The 17,336-nt window shown below is 51.7% G+C and carries 15 protein-coding genes; 10 read left to right on the top strand and 5 right to left on the bottom strand.

Annotation, left to right across the window (positions count from 1 at the left end):
* Positions 1 to 44: 44 nt before the first annotated feature.
* The gene (locus PsW64_RS13815) at positions 45 to 1,907 is read right to left on the bottom strand and encodes an extracellular solute-binding protein (RefSeq protein WP_063303988.1); all 1,863 of its coding nucleotides are present in this window, start codon (positions 1,905 to 1,907) and stop codon (positions 45 to 47) included.
* Between the two features lie 300 nt (positions 1,908 to 2,207).
* On the opposite strand from PsW64_RS13815, the gene PsW64_RS13810 reads away from it, so the two are divergent.
* Positions 2,208 to 2,822: an invasion associated locus B family protein gene (locus tag PsW64_RS13810; protein WP_057466286.1), complete on the top strand. Its 615-nt coding sequence runs from the start codon at positions 2,208 to 2,210 to the stop codon at positions 2,820 to 2,822.
* 114 nt (positions 2,823 to 2,936) lie between these two features.
* On the opposite strand, the gene hspQ is transcribed toward PsW64_RS13810, so the two are convergent.
* The 3 genes from hspQ to PsW64_RS13795 form a co-directional block, all read right to left on the bottom strand.
* Positions 2,937 to 3,269 carry a heat shock protein HspQ gene (gene hspQ / locus PsW64_RS13805; RefSeq protein WP_153042376.1) on the bottom strand — a complete coding sequence of 111 codons (333 nt, stop codon included), beginning with the start codon at positions 3,267 to 3,269 and terminating at the stop codon, positions 2,937 to 2,939.
* A 212-nt stretch (positions 3,270 to 3,481) separates the two neighbouring features.
* A complete protein-coding gene (locus PsW64_RS13800) occupies positions 3,482 to 4,519 on the bottom strand; it encodes an HpcH/HpaI aldolase/citrate lyase family protein (protein ID WP_063303986.1) in 1,038 nt (345 codons plus the stop codon).
* A 202-nt stretch (positions 4,520 to 4,721) separates the two neighbouring features.
* Positions 4,722 to 5,615 (bottom strand): lysophospholipid acyltransferase family protein, encoded by an 894-nt coding sequence (locus tag PsW64_RS13795; protein WP_063303985.1) that lies wholly within the window; start codon positions 5,613 to 5,615, stop codon positions 4,722 to 4,724.
* A 201-nt stretch (positions 5,616 to 5,816) separates the two neighbouring features.
* Here PsW64_RS13795 and PsW64_RS13790 point away from each other — a divergent pair, with 201 nt between their 5' ends.
* Positions 5,817 to 6,767, top strand: a complete 951-nt coding sequence (locus PsW64_RS13790; protein WP_063303984.1) for an AEC family transporter — start codon at positions 5,817 to 5,819, stop codon at positions 6,765 to 6,767.
* Here the strand turns inward: PsW64_RS13790 and PsW64_RS13785 are convergent.
* On the bottom strand, positions 6,764 to 8,026 hold the full coding sequence (locus PsW64_RS13785; RefSeq protein WP_063303983.1) for a UbiH/UbiF family hydroxylase: 1,263 nt from the start codon (positions 8,024 to 8,026) through the stop codon (positions 6,764 to 6,766). The genes PsW64_RS13790 and PsW64_RS13785 overlap by 4 nt on opposite strands.
* A 271-nt stretch (positions 8,027 to 8,297) precedes the next feature.
* Between PsW64_RS13785 and PsW64_RS13780 the strand changes: the two genes are divergently transcribed.
* The 8 genes from PsW64_RS13780 to xdhC all read left to right on the top strand — a co-directional run bounded on the left by PsW64_RS13780 (position 8,298) and on the right by xdhC (position 17,311).
* Positions 8,298 to 9,203 (top strand): DUF2182 domain-containing protein, encoded by a 906-nt coding sequence (locus PsW64_RS13780; RefSeq protein ID WP_063303982.1) that lies wholly within the window; start codon positions 8,298 to 8,300, stop codon positions 9,201 to 9,203.
* Between the two features lie 38 nt (positions 9,204 to 9,241).
* Positions 9,242 to 9,937 carry a CDP-alcohol phosphatidyltransferase family protein gene (locus PsW64_RS13775; protein WP_063296918.1) on the top strand — a complete coding sequence of 232 codons (696 nt, stop codon included), beginning with the start codon at positions 9,242 to 9,244 and terminating at the stop codon, positions 9,935 to 9,937.
* Between the two features lie 160 nt (positions 9,938 to 10,097).
* Positions 10,098 to 11,075, top strand: a complete 978-nt coding sequence (locus PsW64_RS13770; protein ID WP_063303981.1) for a quinone oxidoreductase family protein — start codon at positions 10,098 to 10,100, stop codon at positions 11,073 to 11,075.
* 26 nt (positions 11,076 to 11,101) lie between these two features.
* Positions 11,102 to 12,031 carry a LysR family transcriptional regulator gene (locus PsW64_RS13765; protein ID WP_063303980.1) on the top strand — a complete coding sequence of 310 codons (930 nt, stop codon included), beginning with the start codon at positions 11,102 to 11,104 and terminating at the stop codon, positions 12,029 to 12,031.
* A 116-nt stretch (positions 12,032 to 12,147) separates the two neighbouring features.
* Positions 12,148 to 12,501 carry a hydroxyisourate hydrolase gene (gene uraH, locus PsW64_RS13760; protein ID WP_063303979.1) on the top strand — a complete coding sequence of 118 codons (354 nt, stop codon included), beginning with the start codon at positions 12,148 to 12,150 and terminating at the stop codon, positions 12,499 to 12,501.
* 4 nt (positions 12,502 to 12,505) lie between these two features.
* The gene (gene xdhA, locus PsW64_RS13755; RefSeq protein ID WP_063303978.1) at positions 12,506 to 13,993 is read left to right on the top strand and encodes a xanthine dehydrogenase small subunit; all 1,488 of its coding nucleotides are present in this window, start codon (positions 12,506 to 12,508) and stop codon (positions 13,991 to 13,993) included.
* Positions 13,983 to 16,328 carry a xanthine dehydrogenase molybdopterin binding subunit gene (gene xdhB, locus PsW64_RS13750; protein WP_063303977.1) on the top strand — a complete coding sequence of 782 codons (2,346 nt, stop codon included), beginning with the start codon at positions 13,983 to 13,985 and terminating at the stop codon, positions 16,326 to 16,328. Before xdhA ends, xdhB begins: the two co-directional genes overlap by 11 nt.
* Complete coding sequence (gene xdhC, locus PsW64_RS13745; RefSeq protein WP_057466296.1) at positions 16,328 to 17,311, top strand: xanthine dehydrogenase accessory protein XdhC; 984 nt, start codon at positions 16,328 to 16,330, stop codon at positions 17,309 to 17,311. The genes xdhB and xdhC overlap by 1 nt, the downstream gene beginning before the upstream one ends.
* Positions 17,312 to 17,336: the final 25 nt, after the last annotated feature.

Genomic DNA, 17,336 nt, shown 5'->3' with positions numbered 1-17,336 from the left:
AGGCTGCCTTCATCAAGAACGCAGCCTAATTTTTATGTGTTTATCTACTCTTTAGGTGCATCCCACCAATTGTCGAACTGCATGCCGTAAAGCGGTGATTTGGCTGGATGCTCAACGGTTGTCCATCGTGCAACCCACTCAGCAGGGGCGTGATAGAGTGGAATTGCGTAAAAGCCCGAGATCAGAACACGGTCAAATGCGCGGACTGCGGCTACAAACTCCTCACGGGTACGGGCCGCGACCATGGCATCGATCAATGCATCGATTACAGGTTCTTTTGCGCCAACGATGTTTCTGGAGCTCTTGGTGTCTGCTGCCTGCGATGACCAGCGTGCATATTGCTCACCGCCGGGAGAAAGGGAAGCAAACCAAGTGTTGAAGAGGGCATCAAACCCAAAAGATGCGCGGCGTTCTTCGAACTGGGCGGCGTCGACGGTTCTTACTGAGATTTCGATACCCAGAAGTTTGGCTGTGCGCTGCAATGCAAGCGCGACTTTCTCTTCGTCCTGAACGCGAACAAGAATTTCAAAGCTGAGCTGCTCGCCGGATTTTGCGTTGATCAGTTTGCCTTGATCAAGTTTGTAGCCAGCCTGTTTGAAGAGGCTCAGTGCGTCGCGTAGTACCTTTCGGTCACGTCCTGACCCATCAGCCTCGGATGGACGCCATGTTCCTGCCAGAACCTCGTCTGTGACCACATTCGGGTATGGTTCAAGAAGATTCTTTTCCAACTCGTTCGCCGGGCGCCCAATGGAGGACAGTTCAGAGTTGTCCCAATATCCGTCTGTACGTTTGTACAGTCCGTTGAAGAGGGTTCTGTTGATCCATTGGAAGTCCAGCAGCATGCCAAGAGCTTGGCGGACGCGTTTGTCAGAGAACTGGGGGTGACGGGTGTTGAACGCAATGCCGGTCATGCTCGGTGGCGTGCCACGTTCAAATACGTCTTTGACAACCTTGCCTTCTTCAAATGCAGGAAAGTCACCCGCATTCTCCCAAAGGCTTGGATTGCCATAAATGAGCGCTTCTGTGTCACCTTTGCGGAATGCTTCCTGCAAGGCGTTATAATCGCGGAAATAATCAACGGTCACTTCATTGAAGTTATCGAAGCCGATTTTCTGTGGCAGATCTTTTGCCCAATAATCGTCGCGGCGTGTGTAGGTGGTGCGTCTACCGGGGTCGATTTCAGATAAAGTGTAAGGGCCGGTTCCGATTGGCGGTGTCAGCGTGGTGTTGCCGAACGTTTCGGGATCAGTTGTGCGGCTGTTGAAAATAGGGGCCAGAGCAATGAGCAGTGGAAGCTCGCGGTCGCTGCCATCTTTAAAATGCAGTTTTACGGAATGTGCCCCCGTCTTTTCGAACTTGACAACTTTACCATACCAACGCGCATAAGGCGGGCGGCCATGATCGCGGATGGTTTCAAGAGAAAAGATAATATCTTCAACGGTTAACGGGTCACCGTTTGAGAATTTTGCTGCAGGGTTCAGGCGAAATTCGATCCAGTTTCGCTCGTCCGGCATGCGCACAGCTTCAGCAAGGTGTGCATATAATGTGAATGCTTCGTCATTGGTGCGAAGAAGGAGGCTCTCCAGAATGAAGGAGCCCATCTGACGTTCCTTCATGCCGCGTGCGGATGTCCATGCCCCTTTGAGGGCAAAGGAATTGAGACTATCAAATGTACCTTGAACGCCGAGAGAAAGACGACCGCCTTTAGGAGCTTCCGGGTTTGCATAGGGCAGGTGAGTATAATCTGCTGGCAGCGCAGGTTTCCCATGCATTGCAATGCCATGGCTCCAAGGAACGGTATCCTGAGCCAGTGCAGTTGAACAAGCTAATGTTGCCATACCGGAAATGACAACAAGCCCTTTCGTAAAATTGTTTATTCCATTCACATAGGATCGGAATTTAGTCATTAGAATTTCTCCTAGGGCGTCCGCAGAAACTAGCAATAATACGATTCTGAGGAAATTTCAGCCTACGAGGCTTTGGAAAAGGACAGTAACCACCCCAATCTATAGGTGGAAAAATGGTTCCGAGGCGTTTAAAGAGTACATAAGTAGCATTTAACAGAAGCGTTGCCTTTTTTTCAGCTCTGTTCTGAGTATGCTTGGCGCCGAACAAGCAGTCAAAACACTGTTGAACTTAAAAAATGGTTGCTGCGTAATTGCCGGAGGCATCGTTTTGCACCGGATCAAACTTTGAGGAAATTTGGGATGGCCGTTAATTTTAAGGGCGTTCTGACTGGTGGGATTATTGCAGCAATGGCCGCTGTTGGCTTTGCAGGCACCAGTGTTGCACAGAATGCACAGGCAGACGATGCTTGGGTGAAAGTTTGTAACACTGATCCTAAATCCAAGAAAGAATTTTGCCTTATCACACAAGAACTGCGCACGGACACAGGCCAGTTTCTAGCTCAAGCTGTTGTGCGTGAAGTGACCGGCGAAAGCCGCAAGCTGCTGCATCTTGCTGTTCCTCCAGGAATGCTAATTCAGCCTGGTCTTCGTGTACAGGTTGATGGTGGCAAACAGTCTGAAGCTAAATATACAATTTGTTTTCCAAACGCTTGTATTGCCGAGATGGTTATTGATGACACCTTCATCGGTGGCCTGAAAAAAGGTGGCAAGCTGATCATTACTACGTTGAACCAGCAGGGTAAGGCACGTCCATTCGACCTTACTTTGAAAGGGTTCACCCGTATTTATGATGGTGAAGCTATTAAGCCTGAAGAACTCCAGGCAAAGCAGGAGCGCCTGCAGTCTGAACTTCAGAAACGTGCTGAAGCCGCTCGTCAGAAGCTGATTGAGCAGCAACGTCAAGCAAACCAGTAATTTGGTTTTCGCTTTAAGAATTAAAAAACCCGAAGGAATTTTCCTTCGGGTTTTTTATTGATCTGATGACTTTGAAAAGATGCGATTTCCATGAAGAGAATTCAGGAGCCGTCTTTAATGAATTTCCACATCCTTGACGATGTAGTCTCCATCGGTGGTCTCATCAAAAAACTCATCGACCTGCGGGTGTCTCACAGGTTCACCACTGTCGTCTTTTTCCAGATTCTGCTCCGAGACATAAGCAATGTATTCACTCTCAGCGTTTTCAGCGAGAAGGTGATAAAAAGGCTGGTCCTTGCTTGGGCGTGCATCTTCGGGAATTGACTCCCACCACTCTTCTGTATTGTCGAATGTGGGATCAACGTCGAAGACTATGCCACGGAACGGGTACAGGCGGTGACGTACGACCTGTCCAATTCTGAATTTCGCGGTTCTAATTGTCTCCATAATCCACCAAGCTTTCGAAGATACTGTATCTTGTCAGGGCGCCTTAAAGGTCATGCCATGCGCTTATTGTCAAGCTATATAGCGCAGCAAAGAGGCGAGAGGCAGCACAAACCGATCAAAATGTGACGTTTGGGGATGAATAGCTCCTCACATTTCATTGATATGCACATCCGCATGGTTGAAGAGTGGCGCCGACCACTCTTCAGGATTGATTATTGGAAAGATTCTGCCAAATCCGGGTCTTTTGAGATGACCAGATCAGCCAGATCACAGATCACCTTCGCCTGTTTCCAGGTCGCGTCATCCTGCATTTTCCCGTCCAACATGACTGCACCGGTTCCATCCGGCATTGCTTCCAGAATCCTGCGAGCAAATTTCACTTCATCTGGCTCTGGTGAGAAGACTGATTTTGCAATGCCAATCTGGCTTGGGTGCAATGTCCAGGTTCCAAGACAGCCCATGAGGAATGAGTTGCGGAACTGGGCTTCACATGCGGCTGGGTCGCTGAAATCTCCGAAAGGTCCGTAGAAGGGTTTAATGCCTGCAGCAAGGCATGCATCTACCATTTTGGCTACAGTGTAGTGCCATAAGTCTTGCTGGTAGCGTGTACGCGGTGCGTCGCCGTCGGCATCTGCGAGCACCTGATAGTCAGGATGGCCACCGCCAACGCGAGTTGTCTTCATACCGCGGGAGGCCGCGAGATCTGCTGGGCCGAGGCTTATGCCATGCATGCGCGGGCTGGCTGTGGCGATGGCTTCTACGTTGTTGACGCCTTCAGCCGTTTCCAAAATGGCGTGGATCTGGATCGGCTTTTTCACACCTGCCTTAGCTTCCAGTTGAGCGAGCAGCTGATCCAGATAGTGAATGTCCCATGGGCCGTTCACTTTTGGCAGCATAATCACATCAAGCTTGTCACCGCAGCGGGTCACGATTTCGGTAATATCATCTAGAATCCATGGGCTTTCCAACGAGTTGATACGCGTCCAGAGCTTTGTGGTGCCAAAGTCATTGTCATTGGCCATCTGGATGAAGCCTTCGCGGGCATTGAGCTTTTCGTCGGCTGGGATCGCATCTTCCAGATTGCCGAGAATTACGTCCACTTGAGAGATCATCTGCGGGATCTTTGCACGCATTTTTTCGATATGCGGGGGCACGAAGTGGATCATGCGCTCCAGTGCGACAGGCGGCTCAGCAAACGGTGTTGGGGCACCAATGGCCAGAGGCTTATAATAGGAACGATAGGTTTTCATCTGGCTAGCTCCCTCCCGAGCCGATATTGAAATTCAGAGGGGAGTATACAGAATATTGTGCGGTGCAAAATCAGCTCTTTGGGCTAAGTCCTGAAGCGGTCAGTCTTTAGTTAGAACTGACTGTAGGGCTTTAGCTTTTGCCTGAGTGTATCTTAAATCAAAACCAGCTCTGGCATTTGTGAGATACACCGTGGGGAGCTGGCTAAATCCACTTCTTCATGATCCACATCCACTGGGAGGGCTCTTCGCGGATCCATTCTTCGAACTGGTCGTGTACTGCCTGCGTTGTGGTGATCGCATCCTGTACACGGTCCTTGGTGCGAGCAACTGGGATTTCTTTGGCAATGATATCGAAGCGGGAGCCTTTTTTGCGGCGAGCTACTACAGCGATGAGGCGCTTGTTCATGGTGCGGGCAAGCGCGGCTGGAATGTGCGTTGCTGCTGACGGTTGCTTGAAGAACTCAACTTTGACACCGCGATGGTCGCGTACGTCTGCGACGAAGGCAACAGAACCCTTTTTACGCAGGATTGAAATGATCTTTGTGCCGGTGTCGTGGCCTTTGCAAAACAGGCCAAGCTTATAGAGGAAATTGCGTTTTTCGACCAAATACCCTTCAGAGTAAGGGTTTTTCAGTTTTTGATAGACACCAGCGAGCGGGAGACCAAGTTCCTCGGCTTTGTCGGAGACAACCTCCCAGTTGCCGGAGTGCATGGTTACAAGAACGGCGCCTTCACCAACCGAGGGTTCAAAGACCTCTGGATTTACGTAGGTGACGCGGCTCGGATCCTTGTGGATTTTGGAAAGTAAAACGGTTTCAGCAGAGACTCGACCAAGGTTTTCCCACATATCCCGGATAATTTTATCCGCTTCATTGAGCGTCATTTCCGGATAGGCGGCCATGATGTGCGCTTTGGCACGGGCATGCCTATGGGTCATGGGGGCGATCAGACGCCACATGTTTCCCATGAAAGCGGAGGACCAATCCAGCGGCATAGAGCGCAGAATTCCGCCGATAAATCTTAGAGCCAGGCATTCAGCTCGAAAGCTGAGCTTCTCGCGACGTGTCAGTGGGCGACGGGATTTTTTAGCTTTCATATTGGCCTTTGGGCGGATGGAGCTTTCCAGTTCCGTTTACTCGCATACTATAGTGTCGTAGTTGCCGGTATGCCAACCTCTGTAGAATGGCTATATACGCTCAACTCGGACATGGTGATTAGCCAATCAGCATTTCAAAAGCAACTCATTCTCCAGTTGGATGCGGAGAACACTAAAAAATTGCATGGGGAAATGGTTTAGATGCTCAATGTTGTTAATTTGGCAATGCCATTTTTCTTGCTCATCTTCCTGGGATTTGTTTCTGGTCGCGGTGCGAAACTCTCACGAGAGGGTTTGTCATGGATGAACTTTTTCGTGATCTATCTGGCTCTGCCTGCGCTGTTCTTTCAGTTGCTCTCTGAAACGCCGCTGGAAGAACTTGCCACTTTTGACTTTGTCGCAGCGACCACATTTTCCACCTTCGCCATGTTTGTGCTGGCTTATGCTTTTGCGCGCTTCATATTGCGCGGCAGTATCGGTGAGGCGACTGTGCAGGCACTGGTCGGTTCCTATTCCAACATTGGTTACATGGGACCGGGCGTTACGCTTGCTGTTCTTGGGGCAGGGGCGGCGGTGCCGACGGCTTTGATCCTGTGTTTTGATACAATCTTGTTGTTCATTCTCGTTCCCATGATGATGTCGATTGGCGGGGCGCGTAACATTAAGTTTGGGCCTTTGGCCTTTGAGATTTTCAAGAAGATCATCACTCACCCGTTTATTCTTGCGGTGTTTGCGGGAATTTTGGCTGCGGCGATTGAGTTCAAGCCACCTGTTGCACTCGACCAGACCATCTCGTTTTTGCGACAAGCTGCGGCACCTTGTGCATTGTTTGCTATGGGGGTGACGATTGCCTTGCAGCCAAGCCGGAGAACGGCGAAGGAACTGCCGATCCTCTTGCTTATCAAACTGGTGGTGCACCCAATCCTTGTATTTGTGCTGCTGGAGTGGATTGGAGGCTTTGACAGTCTGTGGGTCTCAACAGCTGTTTTGATGGCGGCATTGCCGCCGGCTGCGAATGTTTATGTGCTAGCTCAGCACTACTCGAGCTATGTCGAGCGTGCGTCTACAGCCGTGCTTTATGGAACGTTGGCCTCTGTTATTACGTTGCCAACGCTCATTTATCTCATTCAATCTGGAATACTGGTGCCTTAATCGTTTTGCGCGCGCATCAATGTTGGCAGGCTCCAGGATGGAGCGATGCCTTCACGCATCAGCAGACGACGTACGAGTGGGATTCTGGAGGCTGTGTAGAGCCCCAGAGAACGCAGCATCTGAACAGGTAAGGCATCCGTCAGTAAAGATCTGTTGAGCAGGTCTACGGCCGTTGTGCGGCTGATCACGTCTGCCTTGCGGCTGCGGTCATACTTCTGCAGCAACTCAGCAGACCCCATATCTGCCTTGGTGTGCTTTGCGTTGGCCAGCAGTTCTGTCGCAACGGCTACATCGCGCAGAGACAGATTGAGACCCTGGGCTCCGATTGGCGGAAAGGCGTGCGCTGCTTCGCCCATAAGCAGTGAGCGATTGCCACTCATGTGAACGGCTGTCAGGCCGGAGAGTGGGTAGACCTGCCTTGGGCTTGCCAGTTTGAGCGAGCCCAGAACGAACTTGCTGAGCTTTTCCAATTCGGCTTCGAGAGCTTCGTCCTTATAGTTGTTCAGCTCTTCGGCGCGTTCTGGTGTTTCTACATAAACAAGGGAAGAGGTTTTACCCGGCAGCGGGACCATGGTGAAGGGGCCGGTGTTGCGGTGGAACTCGGTAGAGATGTTGTAATGCGGCAGATCGTGTTTGAGATTGAGAACGAGTGCCGCTTGTGGGTACTTCCAGTTCTTTGTCTCAATGCCAGCGGAGCGGCGAACCACAGAATTTCGTCCATCTGCGCCGATGACGACATGGCAGCTGATGTCTGGCGTATTGCTTAGTTCAATGGTGGCTTTGTGGTCATTACTGGCGACATTTTTGATTGTGTCTTCGACAAGCTCAATGAGCTCATTGTTGTTCACAAGATCAAACAGCACCCGGTTCAAGTCCTTGTTGAGGATGTTGTAACCGAAGGCAGGCAGGTCCAGTTCTGAGGCGGAGAATGTGGTTTCAGGTGCGCGTAAAAGGCGATCAGTGCCGTCGATCAGGCGCATCTTTTCCAGCGGTGTAAACGCTGAACGTAAGTCTTTCCAGATGCCGATATTATCGAGAAACTGGCGGGAGGCATCCATCAGGGCGGTGGTGCGGGCGTCATTGAGGTTGACTGGTGGGCCGATCAGCACAGTTTCCAGTCCATTGCTGGCAAGGGCAAGGGCGGCGATCATGCCAACCGGGCCAGTGCCGATTACAGCGCAATCGTAGCTCTTTTCCTGCGACGGCGTGAGGTCGTTGTTTTTGCCTTTGGTGCTGTCTGCTGCAAGATTGGCTGCCATTTTTTCGTTCCGCATTTTGTTTGCGTTCTATTACCCAAGTATCTAGGGGATAAAACCTATCGGTTTCAAGGTGCCGCACGCGGATAGTCCCCTAGTGAAAGCGGAGAGGTCTCGTTGCGCCAGCTTCATCATGTCGCAGGTTCCAGTTTAGATTTGAACTAAATCAATGTCGCATTGGGACTATTACTGGTCTATTAGAGAAGCTGCATAAATTGCGCCGGTTCCGGAACCGCAGAGTTTCGGCCCGTCCTGATTGATTTTGAGGTTGGTTATGTCAGTTACCAGTCCGAAGACGGATTTACAGTTGTCCTATCGGCTCCCGTACATTGTGCTGGGTGGTGCCGTGGTGTTGGGCTGGGTTTATCTGGCGGCCATGGTTATTGACATGATCTCTCGCATGGATATGGGCGAGATGGGTCCAGGCATGGAGCTGTTCAATCAGTTCAACATGTTCCAGGGCCTGCCGGAACATGTGCGTGTTCAGCTTGCCTCGCTGTGTTTGCCATTAGCTCAGGAAGCGTTTGGGATGCCAGCGCTGGTGAATATGGGCCTTTACGACTATTTTCTGCTGTTTGTGATGTGGTTCATGATGGTGCTCGCCATGATGTTGCCGACGGCTATGCCGATGCTGCAGACCTATCATGAAGCGCGTGGTGGCAAGGCTATTTATGTGGTGGCTGGCGGGTATCTGGCTATCTGGGTTGCGTTTTCCGTTGTCGCGACCGTTGCTCAGGGCGTGCTGCATGAGCTGGGTGTGATGAGCCCGATGATGTTGCCGGTGTTTTCAACACTGACGATTACAACTGTCATTGCAGCCGCGATCTATCAATTTACGCCTGCCAAGCAGGCTTGTCTTGACCGGTGCCGGACGCCCAATGTTGCATTGGCCCTGCATTCCGGTGAGCAAAAGCAAAGTGCCTTCCAGTTTGGAATTGAGCAAGGTTTGTACTGTTTGGGGTGCTGTTGGGCACTCATGGTGCTTATGTTTGCAGTGGGAATCATGAATATTATTTGGATCGCGCTGCTTGGTCTCATAATGACACTTGAAAAAAAGAGCAAAACACCGTTTACAAGCTATGGAATAGGTATCGCACTTCTGCTATGGGGCGGTGCAAACATCTATTTCGCTCGGGCGGACTTACCTCTTATTGAAGTTTTGGGCGATAGATTGTTCTAAGTGGTACCTTCACTTAAAGAATAACAAAGGACCCAAAGTTGACCGGTCAGACCAACTCCCGGCTGTTCCTCATTCACATCCTCACCGCATTGGGGGCCCCCATTGCGTTGCTTGCGCTTGTCGCTGGAGCGAACGGCAATCTGCCTATGATGTTTTTCTGGCTCTGGGTGGCACTTGTTGTCGACGGGCTGGATGGTCCTTTAGCACGTAAATATGACATTCAGAATCGCTTGCCGCGCTGGAGCGGCGTTATTCTGGATTTAGTGATTGATTACGCGACCTACGTTTTCCTGCCTGCTTTCGCGCTATACCAAAGCGGCCTTCTCTCAGAGTTCTGGGGACTTTTGTCTGGTGCTGTCATTGTGTTTACCGGCGCGATCTACTTCGCTGACGGCAACATGAAGACTGAAAGCGGTGGCTTTCTTGGATTCCCTGGTGTCTGGAATATGGTGATTGTTGTGCTGGTTGCACTGCAGTCTCCACCATGGATCATCATTGGCATGGTGGTGCTGTGTTCTGTGCTGACGTTTGCTCCTGTCGAGTTCGTCCACCCGGTGCGCACCGTCAAGTGGCGGCCGCTGACCCTGGGCATTCTCATTGTGTGGAGTGCTGCACTTGCGGTTGCACTTTATCAGGATTTTATTATCGATAACTGGTTGTTTGCGCTGATCACGGCAACGAGCCTTTATCTGTTTTGCGTTGGGGCTGTTCATCAGCTGTTTCGTAAGATGTGATTCTCGATAAGTGAGTTTTTTAAAAGCCCGGCCAATTGGTCGGGCTTTTTGCTTTGATGCTTGCATTTCTCAGAGTGGAGCATGGTTTTCCCAAAGGTGCTTGCAAGTTAGCGGCATTCTGTCCAAACTCCGCCTCCAGCTTTTGTAAGGGAAAATCCATATGGTCTTTGCTGTTCGCGTTGAAAAAACTGGTGATCCGTCCGTTCTGACACACGTGGATGTGGACCTGCCTGATCCGGGGCATGGAGAAGTTCGGATCAGGCACACTGCGATCGGGCTCAACTTTATTGATACCTATTTTCGCTCTGGCCTTTATCCGGCACCAAATGGTGTCCCGTTTATTCCTGGCAATGAGGGGGCAGGGATTGTTGTTGCGCTTGGGCAAGGCGTGACCGGGCTCGCTCTTGGGGACCGTGTGGCATATGCAGGACCGCTGGGGGCTTACAGTGAAGAGCGTAATATTCCCGCCAGCGTGCTTGTGAAGATCCCCGAAGGTGTGAGTGATGAGCAAGCGGCGGCTTTAATGTTGAAAGGCATGACCGCACGCTACCTGCTGCGCGAGACCTACAACGTGGGAGCGGATACGACTTTGCTTTACCACGCAGCGGCAGGCGGTGTAGGGCTTATCGTTGGTCAATGGGCGTCGGCCCTTGGTGCAAGGGTGATCGGGACAGTCAGCTCGGAAGAAAAAGCGCGGCTGGCTCAGGCCAATGGTTATGAGTATGTGATCAATTACAAGAGTGAGGACTGGGTAGCGCGGGTGCGTCAGATCACTGATGGGCGTGGCTGTGATGTGGTTTATGACAGTGTGGGCAAGGATACTTATCCTGCATCGCTGGATTGCCTTCGTCCACGTGGGCTTTGGTGCTCTTTTGGACAATCGTCCGGGCCGCTCCCTGAGTTCAACATGGCCATCTTGTCTCAGAAAGGCTCATTGTTTGCGACGCGGCCGACGCTGTTCAATTACATTGCGGAGCGCTGGGAGCTGGAAGAGACGGCTGGGGACCTGTTTGCTGCTGTGGCTGACGGGACAATTAATATTCAGATCAACCAGCGTTACAGCCTGAAGGACATTGCGCAGGCGCACTGCGATCTGGAGGGGCGTAAAACCACCGGTGCAACAGTGATTATCCCCTAAATACGTTTGAGGGATTGGGAGGATTGATGGATCGGTCGCGGTATCTTTACGGCCCAGCGCTTCGCTATTTCGCAGCGGCTGCGGAAGAGAACTCCATTCGGGCGGCGGCGCGCAAACTCAATGTGGCGTCCTCTGCGGTGAACCGGCAAATTCTTACGCTGGAAAAGCAGCTTGGAATGGAGCTGTTTGAGCGCGTGGGGCGCACGATCCGTCTGTCTTCAGCAGGTGAAATTCTACTGGCACATATTCGGCGGACTCTGTCTGATCTGGAAGCGACCGGTGCGGAACTGGATGCGCTTAAGGGTCTTCGTCGTGGTGTGGTTTCCATTGCAACAGTTGAAAGTGTGACCGAGGCGCTGTTGCCTGAGGTGATTGCGCAGTTCCACAAGGATTACAGCGGCATTCATGTGGATGTGCAGGTGATGGGGGCTGAGCGGGTTGCGCAGGCCGTTGAGAAGGCTGAAGTGGATGTAGGGTTCACATTTGAACCACCGGATACCGATGCGCTTAACATCACCTACAAGAAGGCATTGGAGATTGGGGCGATCATGGCTCCGACGCATCCGCTTGCTGACGAAGAAAAGTTGAGCCTTGCACAGTGCTTTGAGTATCCGGTTGCCATGCCAGCGCGCGGGATCTCTATTCGTGCCCGGCTGGACGTGGCGCTCTCTCACAGTTCCATTGGTGGGCAAAGTAGTGTGGAAGCGAACTCTCTGCGGTTTATGAAGCACTTGGTGCGCTCAGGTGAAATGGTGGCGTTTCAGACGGTCATTGGGTTGGAGGAGGAGCTGGCGAGCAAGCGGCTGCTTTTCAAGCCCCTTATTGATGAGCAGCTGACACGCGGCCATTTTTGCGTCATCACCTCGTCTTTGCGTGGGCTTGCACTGGCGCCAGCAATATTTCTTGAGCAAGCGGAGGCAAGATTGGAGAAGATTCTGCCTAAAGTTGATGCCTAAATGGCATCATGTATGACACTTTTTTGTTCTTTTGTTATCATAAATAGTCGTGCACTCTGTAGTTTCACTTAGATTCTGGCATCTATTGCAGTTGCCATTTGAAAGACGAGGCAACTATGGGGCGATTGACCACCCACGTTTTGGACAGTGCTCAAGGAAAACCTGCAGCAGGGCTACGGGTTGAGCTGGTTCGTGTCGATGGGGACAGCTTCTCCAAAATCGGTGTATTCTCGACCAACAATGACGGGCGTGTGGATGGGCCGTTGCTGGAAGGTGAGAGCCTGACCGCAGGCACCTACGAACTGCAGTTCCATGCTGGTGACTATTTGCGAGCTGAGGGTATTTCTCTTCCAGAACCTGCGTTTCTTGATGTGGTGCCGATCCGCTTTGGTATTGCGGATGTGAGCAGCCACTATCATGTGCCGCTGCTGCTTTCTCCCTTTGGTTACACCACCTACAGGGGGAGCTGATTTGATGCGCACGGCAATCCGCTTCCTTCGTAAAGGCCAGATCGTCGAATTGGATCGTTTTGAGCCGACAACCACTTTGCTGGACTATCTGCGTCTGAGTGAACGCTCAACGGGCACCAAAGAAGGTTGTGGTGAAGGGGATTGCGGTGCCTGCACCATTGCGCTTGGGCGTTTGCGTGACGGTAAACTCATTTATGAGCCCGTGAACAGCTGTATTCTATTGCTCGGCCAGATTGATGGCTGTGAGCTTGTGACGGTTGAAGATCTGGAAGGGCCTGACGGATTACACCCTGTCCAAAAAGCGCTTGTAGAGCTTCATGGATCGCAATGCGGTTTCTGTACGCCCGGTTTCGTGATGAACCTGTTTACACTTTATCATGCGAATACGCCGGGTCTGACACGGCAGGATGTGAACACCTGGATAGCGGGCAATCTGTGCCGCTGTACCGGATACCGACCAATTGTTGACGCAGCTCTGGAAGCGTGTCGCGATGGCATGAATGACGTTTTTGCTGCGCGTGCAATGGAGACAGAGAGTAAACTCGCTGCTCTTCAGGATGCGCAGGATATTCATGTGGGCGATGACGAACGGTTCTTCTTTGCACCGAGCAGCTTTCAGCGCTTGCTGGAGACCTATGGTGAGCACCCGGACGCCACGCTTATTTCTGGCTCTACAGATGTTGGGCTTTGGGTCACTAAGCATCTGCGCGACCTGCCGAAGGTTATTTTTCTTGGGCGTGTGAATGGATTGAGCACTTGCTATGAGGATGAACAGGGTATCCGACTTGGGGCGGGTGCGTCTTATGCGGTTGCTGAGCAGTTCCTGAAGTCTATTGATCCTGATCTAGAGGTGGTGATCAGCCGGATTGGCTCAAAGCAGGTTCGGGCATCGGGGACCGTTGGCGGAAACATCGCAAACGGATCGCCTATCGGGGATATGCCGCCGATGCTGATTGCTCTTGGGGCGGAAATTGAGCTGCAGAGCAATCGTGGGCGGCGTACCTTGCCGCTTGAGAGTTTCTTCATTGACTATGGCAAGCAGGATATTGCTGAGAACGAAGTGCTGACGTCGATCAGTGTGCCGCGTTTGAGCGCAAATGAGCAATTCCGGGCCTACAAGATCACCAAGCGCTTTGATCAGGATATCTCTGCAGTGATGGCTGCGTTCTGTCTGAAGGTGAAAGACGGTGTTGTAGAGCGTGCATGCATGGCATTTGGTGGTGTTGCGGGCATTCCAAAACGTGCAAGTGGCGCTGAAGATGCCCTGGTTGGTGCGTCCTTGGAAGATCCAGGCAGTTGGCAGGATGCGTTGAATGCTATTGAGAGTGAATTCGTTCCACTGACTGACATGAGGGCCTCCAGCACCTATCGGCGTGATATTGTGCGAGGGCTTTTAGAAAAAGCCTTGCTGGAGATATCTGCTTCATCCTCGCAAAAAATGCGTGTCCACGGGCAACGTGAACTGGTTGAGGGAGGCGCTCATGTCAGCTGATCTTCTTGAAAAGACAGAGGCAAGCACCTCGACCTCTCAGGTCGTGGGAAAATCCTACAAACATGACAGTGCAGAAAAGCATGTGTCTGGAACTGCTACATATATCGATGACATGATTGAGCCGTACGGCACGCTTCATGTGGCGCCGGGGTATGCGCTTCATGAAGCGTGTGGCCGTCTGACGATAATCGATCTGAGTGCTGTCAGAGCAGCCCCCGGTGTTGTTGCGGTACTGGAAGCTGCGGATATTCCCGGTGTGAATGATTGCTCTCCTGCGATGGGAGATGATCCGGTCTTTGTATCAGATCGCATCGCATTTCATGGGCAGCTGGTGTTTCTTGTGGTGGCTGAGAGCCGTTTACAGGCGCGCAAGGCTGTTCAACTGGCACGAATTGAGGTTGAGGCTGAAACGCCGTTGGTGAGCGTCGCTGATGCTCTGAAGGCCGAGCAGAAGGTTTTGCCGGACTATGAGTTTCGCCGTGGGGCACCGGAAGCCACTATGGAACGGTCTGCGCACACGGTGAAGAGCAGTTTTGCGCTGGGTGGGCAGGAGCACTTCTATCTTGAAGGGCAGATGGCCTTTGCTGTTCCCGGTGAAGATGGCGATATGCTTGTGCATTCCTCCACGCAGCATCCAACTGAGGTTCAGCATACCGTTGCTAAAGTGCTGGGTGTTGATGAGGCGGCGGTGACCGTTGAAGTGCGTCGGATGGGTGGTGCATTTGGTGGTAAGGAATCTCAGGCCAACCAATGGGCCGCACTGGCGGCTTTGGCTGCAAACGCTACTGGTCGTCCATGCAAATGTCGGCTGGACCGTGATGACGATATGATCCTGACCGGGAAACGTCATGATTTTCTGGTTGATGTGGAAGCGGGATGTGATGCATCCGGCAAGATTGAAGCAGTTCAAATCAATCTGAATTCGCGCTGCGGACACTCTGCGGATCTGTCGCTTGGTATCAATGATCGCGCGATGTTCCATGCGGATAACAGTTATTTCTATCCAGATGTTCTCATAGCTTCCAAGAGGCTGAAAACAAATACGGTTTCTAATACAGCCTTCCGTGGTTTCGGTGGCCCGCAAGGGATGTTTGCGGCGGAGCGGTTGATGGATGCGATTGCGATCAAGATGGGGCAAGACCCACTTGATGTACGCAAGGCGAACTTCTATCGCGAGGGTGAGAATACCACGCCTTATGGGCAGTCGGTTGATGAACACGACGTGCTGGCCGCGCTGGTGGATGAGCTGGAGGAAAGCTCCGAGTATCGTGTGCGCCGTAAAGCTGTAGACGCGTTTAATGCTGAGAACACGATCCTGAAGAAAGGGATCGCGTTGACGCCGGTGAAGTTTGGTATTTCGTTCACGCTGACCCATCTCAACCAAGCGGGTGCACTGGTGCATCTTTATCGGGATGGTTCTGTGCACCTGAACCATGGCGGTACAGAAATGGGGCAGGGCCTCTATCAGAAGGTTGCGCAGATTGCAGCGACTGAGATGGGGGTTCGCCTTGAGAAGGTAAAGATTACCGCGACCAACACTTCCAAGGTGGCAAACACGTCGCCAACAGCCGCCTCGTCCGGTACGGATTTAAACGGTATGGCAGCGGCGATTGCTTGTCGTGAGATTGTTGGACGTCTGAAAACCTTTGTAGCGCAGCATTTCGAGGTGTCTGAGGAAGACATCGAGCTGGTTGATGACCAGATGTTGATCAGCGGGAAGCCGAAGCTTTCCATCAAGCAGTTGGCTCAACTTGCTTACGAACACCGCATTCATTTGTCTTCTTCAGGGTTTTACAAAACGCCGAAGATCATCTGGGATCGCGAGCAGGTAAAGGGACGTCCATTCCTTTATTTCTCCTATGGGGCCTCCTGTTCTGAAGTGGTGATTGATACATTGACCGGAGAGATGAAAGTTGAACGGGTTGATGTGCTTCATGATGTAGGCAAGTCGCTCAATCCAGCGTTGGATATCGGTCAGATCGAAGGTGGCTTTGTGCAGGGTATGGGTTGGTTGACCACGGAAGAGCTGTGGTTTGATGATGCGGGCCGACTGCGGACACATGCTCCGTCTACCTACAAGATTCCGACGGCCACGGATGTGCCTGAGATTTTTAATGTGGCGCTTTATGAGAGTGACGGGAACCCTGAGCCAACGATCTATCGTTCCAAGGCAGTTGGGGAACCGCCTTTGATGCTGCCGATCTCGGTTTTCTGCGCGATCAATGATGCGGTTGCGAGCCTGAACAAGGGTGTTTTGCCGACACTGGATGCACCTGCAACGCCTGAAGCGATTTTGAAAGCTGTTAAAGCGATCAAGGTCGGAGAGGAGGGCTGATGCGGGTTTGGGGTGAAGTTTTGTCTGCTCTTGATGCTGCTGGCCAATGCGTGCTGGTGAGCATTTTGGATGTTGCTGGATCATCCCCCCGCGAGGTCGGCGCACGCATGGTGGTGCGACCGGATATGTCGTTTAAGGGAACCATCGGTGGTGGCCGTCTTGAGTACGATGTTTTGCATGAAGCTGTTTCATTGATGGGAAATGGTGGGTCGGCCTTCCAGACGCGCTCATACGCGCTTGGTCCAGACCTTGGGCAGTGCTGCGGCGGGCGGGTTGAAATCGCATTTGAGCAATTTCACCTCAATTATCGCGGTCGTGCACAAGATTTTTCCACACAAGAAGGGGTGGGAATTTTTTCAACGACTGCAAATACTTGCAGCTCCGGCCCCCTTGAAAGGCACGTACTACCCCCTGCAATGTGCAGTGCAGATTCCGCAGAAATTGTTTTAAATCAAGGCAAACTGACCGAGAGGTTCGGGGAGGATAGGCCTCACCTGTATCTGTTTGGTGCAGGGCATGTTGGTAAGGCTTTGATGCTTGCGATGGCCCCTTTGGGCTTTCAGATCAATTGGATTGATGAACGGCGTGAAATTTTTCCTAAATATGTACCTTCCAATATCCGCTGCATTCATCTAAATGAGCCTCAAGTCGTCGTAAAGAACCTTGAGCCGGGAAACTATGTCATCGTAATGACCCATGATCACAAGCGTGATCATGCTATAGTAGATGCTGCTGTTCGTAGAACCGATCTGGCATTTATTGGATTGATAGGCAGTGCAACAAAACGCGCGCGAACACTTAAACGGTTCAAAGACTCCGGAATATCGGAGGCGCAAAGCAAACAGCTTGTTTGTCCGGTCGGAATTACTGAGATTAAAAGCAAAAAACCGTCTGATATTGCAATTTCCATTGCTGCTCAACTTCTAGTGGTGAAAGAGCAGCAAATGAGCAATGCTCAGGGAGGTTTTCGTTTTGCTTCTTAGGTTCAGGGAGAACATCTTGATCTAA

The sequence above is a fragment of the Pseudovibrio sp. W64 genome (assembly GCF_001623145.1).
Classification (GTDB): domain Bacteria; phylum Pseudomonadota; class Alphaproteobacteria; order Rhizobiales; family Stappiaceae; genus Pseudovibrio.
This window is presented reverse-complemented; position numbering and strand designations above follow the sequence as displayed.